Source organism: Mesorhizobium sp. M4A.F.Ca.ET.050.02.1.1 (genome assembly GCF_003997725.1).
Lineage (GTDB): Bacteria > Pseudomonadota > Alphaproteobacteria > Rhizobiales > Rhizobiaceae > Mesorhizobium.
Window position 1 is genome coordinate 1 of record NZ_RZSG01000130.1, and the last position, 11,114, is coordinate 11,114.

The 11,114-nt window shown below is 63.0% G+C and carries 10 protein-coding genes; 4 read left to right on the plus strand and 6 right to left on the minus strand.

Translation table 11 applies throughout. From position 1 onward, the window contains the following. Window positions 1-154: 154 nt before the first annotated feature. From EOA33_RS11785 to EOA33_RS11805, 5 genes are all read right to left on the minus strand, one after another. Window positions 155-733 carry a hypothetical protein gene (locus EOA33_RS11785; protein ID WP_126055948.1) on the minus strand — a complete coding sequence of 193 codons (579 nt, stop codon included), beginning with the start codon at window positions 731-733 and terminating at the stop codon, window positions 155-157. Next, window positions 730-1,323 carry a hypothetical protein gene (locus EOA33_RS11790; protein ID WP_126055949.1) on the minus strand — a complete coding sequence of 198 codons (594 nt, stop codon included), beginning with the start codon at window positions 1,321-1,323 and terminating at the stop codon, window positions 730-732. The genes EOA33_RS11785 and EOA33_RS11790 overlap by 4 nt, the downstream gene beginning before the upstream one ends. Next, on the minus strand, window positions 1,316-2,641 hold the full coding sequence (locus EOA33_RS11795) for a hypothetical protein (RefSeq protein WP_127405693.1): 1,326 nt from the start codon (window positions 2,639-2,641) through the stop codon (window positions 1,316-1,318). Before EOA33_RS11795 ends, EOA33_RS11790 begins: the two co-directional genes overlap by 8 nt. A 237-nt stretch (window positions 2,642-2,878) precedes the next feature. Continuing rightward, on the minus strand, window positions 2,879-3,631 hold the full coding sequence (locus EOA33_RS11800) for a crotonase/enoyl-CoA hydratase family protein (RefSeq protein ID WP_127405694.1): 753 nt from the start codon (window positions 3,629-3,631) through the stop codon (window positions 2,879-2,881). 29 nt (window positions 3,632-3,660) lie between these two features. Beyond that, window positions 3,661-5,430 (minus strand): acyl-CoA dehydrogenase family protein, encoded by a 1,770-nt coding sequence (locus EOA33_RS11805; protein WP_127405695.1) that lies wholly within the window; start codon window positions 5,428-5,430, stop codon window positions 3,661-3,663. A gap of 195 nt (window positions 5,431-5,625) precedes the next feature. Between EOA33_RS11805 and EOA33_RS41350 the strand changes: the two genes are divergently transcribed. Both EOA33_RS41350 and EOA33_RS11810 read left to right on the plus strand, forming a co-directional pair. Next, window positions 5,626-5,754, plus strand: a complete 129-nt coding sequence (locus tag EOA33_RS41350) for a hypothetical protein (RefSeq protein ID WP_281033082.1) — start codon at window positions 5,626-5,628, stop codon at window positions 5,752-5,754. A gap of 128 nt (window positions 5,755-5,882) precedes the next feature. Next, entirely contained in the window at window positions 5,883-6,992 is a 1,110-nt protein-coding gene (locus EOA33_RS11810) for a glycoside hydrolase family 25 protein (RefSeq protein ID WP_127405698.1), read from the plus strand. Between the two features lie 34 nt (window positions 6,993-7,026). Here the strand turns inward: EOA33_RS11810 and EOA33_RS11815 are convergent, their stop codons facing one another. Then, window positions 7,027-7,869: an AraC family transcriptional regulator gene (locus EOA33_RS11815; protein ID WP_126059185.1), complete on the minus strand. Its 843-nt coding sequence runs from the start codon at window positions 7,867-7,869 to the stop codon at window positions 7,027-7,029. Window positions 7,870-8,115: 246 nt separating this feature from the next. On the opposite strand from EOA33_RS11815, the gene EOA33_RS11820 reads away from it, so the two are divergent. Beyond that, window positions 8,116-9,582 (plus strand): alpha-glucosidase/alpha-galactosidase, encoded by a 1,467-nt coding sequence (locus EOA33_RS11820; protein ID WP_127405696.1) that lies wholly within the window; start codon window positions 8,116-8,118, stop codon window positions 9,580-9,582. Window positions 9,583-9,691: 109 nt separating this feature from the next. Continuing rightward, a partial coding sequence (locus EOA33_RS11825) for an ABC transporter substrate-binding protein (protein WP_127405697.1) occupies window positions 9,692-11,114 on the plus strand: 1,423 nt, incomplete at its 3' end.

Here is an 11,114-nt window from a genome sequence, read left to right on the forward strand (position 1 = left end):
GTTGTTGCCAAGCAGCGTCCTAACACTGTCGTAAGCCTCAACTGCCAAGGCCAAGGGGATAAGCAGCAGCAGCGACCACAGGCTGCGGCGGCGCCATTTCCGCTCGCTCGTCCCGCTCTCCCGATCCAGAATTTCTGCCGCCATTCGATATCCCTCAGATCGGCTGCGTCATGTCCAGTGTGTCTACCGTGCCGGGCGGCAAGCCGTCGGGTCCAATCGCGACGGGCCCGAGCGATATCTCGGCCCGCGAGTCGAGTGCGGACATCAGCTTTTCCGAAACCAGCAGAGTGGCATCGCTGACTTCGTCAGGCCGCAGCTCGAAGATCAGCCTCGCCTTCCTCGGCAGGCCGGGGTCGATGGCCACGGGAAGGAGTCCATCGGCGAAGGACAGCCGCTCGGTCTGGTCATAGGTCAGGCCTGTCGACCCGCGCCAGGACGCGACCGCTACCGTCGTCGATTGCGCCGGCGCCGCAAACTCCACCGTGACCACGGCCCAGATGCCGCCTGTGGTCAAAACCTTGCTGTCACCGAACTTGTCAACTTTCAGTTTTCGGGCGAATTCGACCTTTTCGGCCCGGACCTCGAAGCTTCGCCCGACGGCCATGTCGCCGAGCGAGCCGCGGGCGGGGATCGGCCCGACAAGGTCGCCATAGTGCGGCTTCGACACCTGCAGGCCGTAGCAGAGCGACACTGCGACGAGCAGCAGGACGATGTTCGCCAGTTTGCGCATCATGGCCGGATATCCGCGGCACTAGGCCCGCTGCCAACCGGCAGCTTCAGCGTGCCGACCGGTGCCGGATTGAACCAGCCGGGCAGGCCGTAGAGATTGTCGCGCTGCTTGTAGGTCTTGCGGATGACCGTCAGGTCGAGGCTTGCCGGCGGTGCCGCTCCGTCCGGCAATTGCCAGACATAGGCCATGCGCTCCGGCATGCCGGGGTGCAGTTCCGGTGACAGCGTGGAATCACGCGTCAGCACGATGAACGGTCTCGTCGTCGGATCGACGGTTGCCTGGGCGGCCTGCAGCAGGTCGAAATAATCCTTTGTCGACTTGGCGGTGTGGTTGGTCATTTCGAGCTCGAGGACCAGCGCCTTGGCGCCAGGCTTCAGCGGTACGCCGTAGGGGTTCTCGCCTTCGGTCGAATAGGCCTTGAGCGACCTGAGCAGCCACTGGCCCGTCTCGATTCCGCTGGCGGGCACCAGAACCGGCAGCGGCTCTTGCCTTGCGCCGAAGGCGCCCATGACGCCGGCTACCCCAATCGCCGCCACTGTGCCGATGCCGGCCACCAACCATGCCTTCAGGCGGGAGCGGGCGTCTTCAAACATTCTGGGCCTCGGCCTCTCCACCGGCCGGGGAGCCGGCCGGCTGCATGCTGTCAATTGTCTGGCGCTTGGGCAGCGCGAATGCCGTTTCCAGGATCGCGGCGAGGAAACAGATTCTTATCGGCTCGACGAGAATGCCGGTCGAAGAATCCTGGAACGGGCTGCCGAAGAGCAGCGAAACGCCCTCCGACAGCACCTGCCAGGTGTCTAGCTCATGCGGGCCGATGACGCGTGTCATTCCGAGCCACGCCCAGGCGGCCAGCCAGTCGATCAGGCGATAACCGACGATCAGCGTGACAATGAGCACCACACCCGAGCTCAGCGTGATGCGCACGCCATTGGCGATCGGCAGGTAGCGCGAGCGATAGCCGGAGATGAAGTGCTCGACGAAATCGCGCAGGAATTTCGGAATGGCGCGGTAGCGCTCGCCGAAATGTTCGACGCGCCGGTGCACACGCATCAGTTCCTTGTCGTCGCGCACGTCGTAGCCGTAGATCAGTGCCGCGAGCACCAGCCAGATCACCGGCAGGAGCATATAGAAGGACAGGTTGACCAGCCTGGTGGTCGTGTCGATGGAGGTGACCTCGACCGGAACCATGGGATCGGCAAAGGCGCTTGCGACCGGATTGGCCATACTCTCCGCGGCGGCCTGCAGGACGGACAGGATGTTGCGGCTCATGATCCAGCCGACGATCTCGTCCTTCCAGCGCGAAATCACATACAGACCAATGAAGATCCAGTTGGTCTCGCAGATGACAACGACAATCTGCCAGAAGGAGCGAGATCCGCCGCGCGTCTGCATGCTGGCGGCCAAGCGCCGGATCAGCCACGAGATCGCGACCGAAAAAATCAGCCAGCGCGAATCGAGCACATCGAGGACGTTGCCGGCCCCTTCGCCGAAGGGCGCCATGTCGAGCGTGACGCGGGAATACTGCCGAACCGTGTCGCCGAGAAACCCCCAGGCAGCGTAGTAGGCGAAGAAGGGCAGCAGCGCGACGGTGACCATGCGTGCCAGTCGCACGCCACCTGTACCAGGCTGCGCTTCGCTTTCGCCACGCGCCGCCTGCTGTGCCACACGCGTTGCCGGTAAGGCGGGCAGCAGCGTCTGGAACATGGCGACGGTGACAATGAGCTGCGTCAGCGCAACCAGTGTCAGCAAGGCAAGCCCCGCCATATGATTGACAAGGGCAGTGCGCGCGGCGATCTGCATGAACAGGTCACCGAACACGGTACCCAGAAGCACCAGGGCGACCAATTGCGGCCAGAAGCGCCACCAGAGCTTTAAGGTCAGTGCTAGCGGCTTTGCGGCATCGGCAAGCATGTCGAGGCGTTCAATCAGTCAGTGAACGCCCTCGCACTGTTTTGATTGGTCGTGCATCGATGGCAACGTCTCGGCTCATGTCCTCTCCGCCTCGTAGGACACCCCTGCCGCCTGCTCGTGAGATAGGGCGCGAGTAGTTGCATGTACAGGTCAAAATCACGCCATGCGTGAGTTTTTCAGACAATGCACAACTTGCGTGCGCCCTGGCTTTGTCGGAGCGCTGCGGCGATCTTTCGGTCAGCCCTTCTTCCTGGTCATGAATGCGGTGAGTGCGGCGCGGGCCTCGTCGGATTTCAGACGTTCGCGGAAATGCTCGCTCTCGACCTTGATGCGGGCAACAAGATCCTCGCGCGAGCCGCGCATCAGGTCGCGCGCGATCTTGAGCGCCTGCGGCGGCTTGGCGGCAATCTCGTTGGCAGACGAGAGCACCGCTGCTTCCAGCGCGTTCCCCTCGACTACGTCGTAAATCAAGCCGGCGGCCTTTGCCCGCTCGGCGGAGAAGCCTTCGCCCAGGCCGAGCAGGGCGAAGGCGCCTTGCTGTCCGAGTATCCGCGGCGCGAGCAGGCTCGAGCCGGCCTCGGGCACCAGACCGAGATCGACGAATGGCGTGCGAAAGACGGTGCGCGATGTGGCGAATGTCAGGTCGCAATGAAGGTTGAGCGTGGTGCCGATGCCGACCGCGATGCCGTCGACGCCCGACACCATCGGCTTCTGCGTCTTGGCCAGCGCCATCAGGAAATCCCAGACTTCCGTGCCGCCCTCGCCGCCGGTGGCGATGACCATGAAGTCGGCAAGGTCGTTGCCGGAGGAAAAGGCGCCGGGTACGCCGAGGAAGACGTGCACGCGAACGGCAGGATCGGCATCGCCCTCGGCAAGGGCTGTCGACATCTTCGCGTACATGGCGCGCGTCAGCGCGTTCTTCTTGTCCGGGCGGTTCATGCGGATGATCTGCACGGCGCCCTGGCGCTCGATGAGGATATGGTCGGTCACGGTCCAGTTCCTTCGAATGTCCGGATGTTTCAGGCTGAGATCAACGCCTTGCCGGCCACGGCAAGGCTTTCAGCGCCATCGATGATGCGCTCCTTCAGGGCGCGGGTCTCGCCAAGCAGGTTTTCGGCAAAGAAGCGGCAAAGCGGAACTCGGCCATGGTCTGCGAGTCCGCCCTGCGCCAGATATGCGCCGCCGGCGGTAAGTGAGATCAGCCGAAGATAGGGCGTGGCACCGGCCATCGCGGCATCGGCCTTGCCGTCTGCCATCAGCTTCTGCAGGAAGCGCGTCGCCTCGTCGAGATCGGCGAGCGCCCGGTCGAGATTGTCGGCGGTGTGGCCAAAACCCGCGACATTGGAAGTGCGCACGCCATCGGCGACCGCTTTCAATTCACCGATGTAGCGATGCACGTGTTCGCCGCCGCCGAGCGGCAGCTTGCGCGCCACCAGATCGATCGCCTGGATGCCGTTGGTGCCTTCATAAATCGGCGCGATGCGGGCGTCGCGATAAAGGGCGGCCGCGCCCGTCTCCTCAATGAAGCCCATGCCGCCATGCACCTGGACGCCGAGCGAGGCGACCTCGACGCCGACATCGGTGGAAAATGCCTTGGCAAGCGGCGTCAGCAGATTGGCGCGGTCGCGCCAGTTGGCGGCCGCCTCGCCTTCGCCGACCCGAGCGCGGTCAATGGCATGGGCACAGGAATAGCTGATAGCCCGGGCGATCTGGGTCAATGCCCGCATTGTGAGGAGATTGCGCTGCACGTCCGGGTGATGGACGATCGGCGCCATGCCCGACCCCTCATAGTCCGAGGCCTTGCCCTGCCGACGCTCGTTGGCGTAGGTGATCGCCTTCTGCGTCGCGGTCTCGGCCACCGCCACGCCTTGCATGCCGACGGCAAGGCGGGCGTTGTTCATCATCGTGAACATGCAGGCCAGCCCCTTGTTCTCCTCGCCGACCAGCCAGCCGATCGCGCCGGGGGTCGCGTTCTGGAAACCGTCGCCATAGATCATGGTGCAGGTCGGCGAGGCATGGATGCCGAGCTTGTGTTCCAGGCCGGAGCAGAAGACATCGTTGCGGGCGGCGAGGGAGCCGTCGTCAGCGACCAGGAATTTCGGTACCAGGAACAGCGAGATGCCGCGCGTGCCGGCGGGAGCGTCGGGCAGCCGTGCCAGTACCAGGTGGACGATGTTGTCGGTGAAATCGTGCTCGCCATAGGTGATGAAAATCTTCTGGCCGAAGATGCGATAGGTGCCATCGCCGGCCGGCTCGGCGCGGGCGCGCAGAGCAGCGAGATCGGAACCGGCCTGCGGCTCTGTCAGGTTCATCGTGCCCATCCACTCGCCGGAGACGAGCTTCGCCAGATATTTTTGCCTCAGCGCCTCGGAGGCGTGCTTGTCCAGCGCCTCGACCGCGCCCATGGTCAGCGTCGGGCCGATGCCGAAGGCCATGGCGGCGGAATTCCACATTTCGAGCGCGGCAACGCCGAGCATGGTAGGCAGGCCCTGGCCGCCGAATTCCTCCGGACCGGACAGCGCATTCCAGCCGCCTTCGATCCAGCGCCGGTAAAGCTCCTTCCAGCCGGGCGGGGTGGTGACGGCCGCGTCCTTGAGCACCGCGCCATGCTCGTCACCGATCTTATAGAGCGGCGCCACCTCCTCGCTGGCGAAGCGGCCGGCCTCGGCCAGGATGGCGTCGACCAAATCCTCGCCGAGATCGCCGAAAGTGCCGGAATCCAATGCCGGCTTCAGCCCGGCCACATGCTTCAGCGTGAAGGCGATATCCTCGACCGGTGCCTTATACATGCCGATTGCTCCTCCGCTGCCCCGGCCGCTCGATCGTAGGGCCTGGGCCTATGCAAAACCATCCGCCTTTGGGCGGCCTCAAGTCTTCTTTTTACGTAAACGTCAAACTTTGTCACGCGGATTTTGCAATCGCGGCGGCGCGCATTAAATTCTGAGTCCACCAGGCATTCGACCGGCGACAAACCGGAGCCCTCCATGCTCGCCAGACCCGACGCCTCGCCGCGGTGCTCGCTGGCGCATCACCGCAAACGCGCGGCCGAAGGCACGCTGCCGCAGGAGCCGGCGCCCGATCCGTTCGAGGTGCCGTCGCTGTTTCCACGTTGAGCGTCTCATCCGCTTTGAAAGCACTTCCTTAACCATAGCGGTTCAAGATCGATCCCTGGTCAGTGGGGACACCCTGATTGAAAACGCCGGCGCGCCCTCTTCGCCGCCTGGCACTTCTCGCGGCTGCGATGGTGCTGGGCACGGCAGCAAAGGCCTCGGATTTCTCCGAGCCGTGGAAGAACGCTGAGCGCGCGCTGGTCATCGACGCCTACGAATACAATTCCATCGACTGGGCCAAGCTTGCCACCGACAAGCGCATCGTCGGTTTCATCAACAAGGCGTCCGACGGACTGCCGCCGGCCTATTTCTGCTCGGGCGACGACACCGAATTCCGGCTCTGCAAGGCGCTATGGAAGCGCTATGCGGTGACACGCGAACTGTTCCAGACGCGCAAGGTGGTGGCCAAGGCACTCGGCCTGAAATGGGGCGCCTATCATCTTGCCCGGCCCGGCAACCCGGTCGAGCAGGCAAACAATTTCGTCGATTTCGCCGAGCCCGCGTCGGACGATCTGATAGCCCTCGACCTCGAAGGCAATGATCCCACGCAATGGATGTCATTGGAGGATGCGGAAGAATTCGTGCGCCAGGTGCATCGGCGGCTGGGCCGCTTCCCGGTGCTCTACACCAACGGCAGGACCGCGCAATACATTGCCGACAACCGCTATCAATACCGGCTCTTGTCGCGGCTGCCGCTCTGGTATGCGCGCTACAAGCCGGACATCGATGTGCATTTTCCGATGGGCAACTGGCAGGGCTACGCACTGTGGCAGTTTTCGGCGCACACCAATTGCGGCCGCTTCAAATGCCCCTATCGCGTGCCAGGCACACCGAACGACATCGACGTCTCGGTTGCGCCGATGAATGCCGACCGGTTGCGCGAGCAATGGGCCTTTGGCGGCCTGATCGACGTGCCGTCCGACTATCTCGCCTCGATCCCGGTACCGGTCTCGCGCGAAGCCGGGCTCGCCGGCAAATTCACCATAACCTATGCCGACGTGGCGACGCCGCCCACCGTCGAGGAGATGGTTTCGGTGCTCGGCCAGCGCTGGCGGAAGTTCCGCGACGGCTTCCGTATGCCTGTGGTGAAGACGGTGCCGCGGCGTCCACGCTTCGGCATCGTCGAATATGTCGCGTGGAAGCGGACCGAGCAGCGCTCAGCGACGCAGATCGAGGCTGCCTTCGCGGCGGCTGATCCGGTTAGTACAGCCTCGACCGCGATCGACCGTAACCGGCGCTGACCAGCCGGATCCAGCATCAGCGGCGGCAATTGCCTCAACGATGATTTCCCAGGCTGGCATACATGCCGGTGGTGCGAAACTGCGTCGGGGTAATGCCATAAGAGCGACGAAAAACCTTGGAAAAGTAGTTCGCGTCCTCGAAACCGCACATGACGGCGACTTCCTTGACCGGCAGGAAATCGGCTTTGGTCAGCAACTTCGCCGCGCGCTGCAGGCGCTGCTGCAAGACAAATTCAGCAGGTGGGATGCCTTCGCTCTCGGCGAAGCAGCGCGAGAAGTGCGCGCGGCTGAGGCCACTGATCCGAACGAGATCGGCCACCTGCAGTGGCTTGTCGAGATTGGCGTTGATGTGGTCGATCACCGGCTGCATGGCGCTCTGTTTTTCGGCGAAGGCGTGCGATCCGAAAACATCGTCGTAGAGCGCCATGGCGGCTTCGTAGGCGACGGCGGAAGCGGCGCCCGGGGAAGCTGCCCCCTTGATGAGGCGCAGGCTGCAATCGGCAAGATGATCAATCGTCATCGGCTGCAATCGAAATACGGGGCCTGAGACACTCAGAATCGATTTGTGGATGCGCAGCGCCTCCTCGCCATTCATCGAGATCCAGAAATATTCCCAGCGGTCGCCCGTAGCCAGCCAGTAGCGATGGTTGTGCGGCACCAGCACCAGCAGCGTGTCGTTCTTCTGGAGGCGGTAGTTGCGGTTCTCGTAGCGCAACTGGCCGGCCCCGCTGATGGTGTGCTGGAGCACGGTGAACGGGGTCTGGCCGCGCTTTCGACCGTCCCAGTCGTAGGTTTCGTCCTCGCGAACTTCGTAACCCGTGCTTGTCGGCATGGCATGCAGGCGCTGGCGGCCGCGCGGCAGCGAGATCGTCCGCATCGATGGTCCGTTGGCGATCAGATCCTGCAGCACAAAATTACCCTCGAAAGCATAATCCTTCTCTGTTCGCGCCTGCGAATAAGCGCATAATCCAGCTCCAGAGAACGGGAACGACCCGCGGTCGAGGAGCGGGCGGGAGGAGAAAAGGCCGGATTTCCGGCCTGAGTGGTATGCACGCGATGACGTGCGGCCATATCCTCCCTTGCTGCTCCTTGCCTAGCATTCGATTGGATCGAGGTGAAGGTGATGAGCTTCAAAATCGCTATTATTGGCGCCGGCAGCGTCGGATTCACCAAGAAGCTGTTCACCGACATTCTGTGCGTGCCAGAATTCAAGGATATCGAATTCGCGCTGACTGACGTCAGCGAGCACAATCTCGGGATGATCAAGGCGATCCTCGACAGGATCGTGGAAGCAAACAGACTGCCGACGAAGGTGACGGCGACGACCGACCGCCGCAAGGCGCTGGAGGGAGCGCGCTATATCATCAGCTGCGTGCGCGTCGGCGGCCTCGAGGCCTATGCCGACGATATCCGCATTCCGCTCAAATATGGCATCGACCAGTGCGTCGGCGACACGATCTGCGCCGGCGGCATCCTCTATGGCCAGCGCAACATTCCGGTGATCCTCGATTTCTGCAGGGATATCCGCGAGGTCGCGGCGAGCGGTGCCAAGTTTCTCAACTACGCCAACCCGATGGCTATGAACACCTGGGCGGCGATCGAATACGGCAAGGTCGACACGGTCGGGCTCTGCCACGGTGTGCAGCACGGCGCCGAGCAGATCGCCGAGGTGCTCGGCGCGAAATCGCCGAAGGAGCTCGACTATGTCTGCTCCGGCATCAACCATCAGACGTGGTTCATCGAGCTGCGCCTCAACGGCCGCAAAATCGGCAAGGACGAACTGGTCGCCGCCTTTGAGGCGCACCCGGTCTTTTCGAAGCAGGAGAAGCTGCGCATCGATGTGCTGAAGCGCTTCGGCGTCTACTCGACCGAGAGCAACGGGCATCTCTCCGAATATCTGCCCTGGTACCGCAAGCGGCCGGACGAGATCACGCGCTGGATCGACATGTCGGACTGGATCCACGGCGAAACGGGCGGGTATCTGCGCTACTCGACCGAAACCCGCAACTGGTTCGAGACGGAATATCCGCAATTCCTCGAGGCGGCGTCGAAGCCCATCGACCCCGCAAAGCGCTCCAACGAGCATGCCAGCCATATTCTCGAAGCGCTGGAGACGAACCGCGTTTATCGCGGCCATTTCAACGTCAGGAACAACGGCGTGATCACCAACCTGCCGCAGGACGCCATCATCGAGTCGCCCGGCTTCGTCGACCGCTTCGGCATCAACATGGCCGCCGGCATCACGCTGCCGGAAGCCTGCGCCGCCACCTGCATGGCCTCGATCAACGTGCAGCGCATGTCGGTGCATGCCGCGATATCGGGCGACATCGATCTCTTGAAGCTCGCCGTGCTGCACGATCCACTGGTCGGCGCGGTTTCGACGCCGGAGGAAGTCTGGCAGATGGTGGACGAGATGGTCGTTGCCCAGGCGGCCTGGCTGCCGCAATACGCGAACGCGGTGCCGGCCGCAAAAGAGCGGCTCTCGAAATCCAGGGTCAAGACCCGTGAATGGGCGGGTGCGGCGCGCAGAAGCGTGCGCTCGATCGAGGAATTGCGCGCCGAAAAGGCGGCGCTGAAACAGGCCGGCTGATTTACCTCGCGCCTGGAGGCGGACCGCGGGAGGCCGGTCGGTCAAATCAGTCGTCCCGAAAGAATAGAACGCGGGCAGCAGCAGTCGTCGAAACATTTGGGAGGAAACAATGAGGAACTTACATCGAATTGGCATTCTGGCCGGACTGGCGCTGAGCGTCTCGGCAACGGCATTGAGCGCATACGCATCCGAACCGACGGTGCCGCCGGCGCCGGCGCAGTTTCCCGCCGAAGGGAAGATCAAATATGTGGCGCGCGACTCCATCCTGGAGTTCAAGGCGCTGCCCGAATACCACGAACCCGATTGGCTCACCGAGAAATACGTCAAGACCGGCAAGCTTCCGCCAGTCAAGGACCGCCTGCCGAAGGAGCCGCTGGTGTTCAAGGCCGAGAACATGCCGGACGGCATCGGCGTCTATGGCGACACAATGCGCCATGTCATCGGTGGCCGGCCCGAAGGCTGGAACTATGGCGCCGGCCAGACCCAGGGCTGGGGCGGCATCGACATCGGCCTTTCCGAATGCCTGACCCGCACCGCACCGCTGTTCCAGATCGAGGCCAAGGACACCGAGCCGCTGCCGAACCTTGCCAGAAGCTGGGAATGGTCGAAGGATGGCCACAAGCTGACCATGCATCTGGTCGAAGGCGCCAAATGGTCGGATGGCGTGCCGTTCAATGCCGACGATGTCATGTTCTATTGGAACGATGAGGTCGTGGACCCCAACGTCTCGCCGCTGAACGGCGCCACCCAGGAAACCTTCGGCGTCGGCACCGAGCTGAAGAAGATCGACGACTACACCGTCGAGTGGACCTTCAAGGACGCCTTCCCGCGACAGTACCTCTATGCCATGGCCTACGGCACCTTCTGCCCCGGCCCCTCGCATATTCTGAAGCCGCAGCATCCGAAATATTCCAAGAACACCTACGACCAGTTCAAGAACGCCTTCCCGCCGGAATACATGAACATGCCGGTGATGGGCGCCTGGGTCCCGGTCGAATATCGGCCGGACGACATCATCGTCATGCGCCGTAACCCGTACTACTGGAAGGTCGACGAGAAGGGCAACCAGCTGCCCTACCTGAACGAGTTGCACTACAAGCTGTCTACCTGGGCCGACCGCGATGTTCAGGCGGTGGCGGGTTCGGGCGACTTCTCCAACCTGGAGCAGCCGGAAAACTTCGTCGCTTCGCTTAAGCGTGCTGCGGAAAAGGATGCGCCGGCCCGTCTCGCCTTCGGCCCGCGCCTCATCGGCTATAATCTTCGCATGAATTTCTCGGCCAATGGCTGGGGCAATCCGGACGAACGCAGTCAGGCCGTCCGTGAGCTGAATCGCAACGAGGACTTCCGCAAGGCCGTCACTATGGCGCTCGACCGCAAGGCGCTCGGCGACTCCCTGGTGAAGGGCCCGTTCACCGCCATTTATCCGGGCGGCTTCTCTTCGGGCACCTCCTTCTATGACCGCAACTCGACTGTCTACTACCCGTTCGATCTCGCGGGCGCCAAGGCGGAACTCGCCAAGGCCGGTCTCAAGG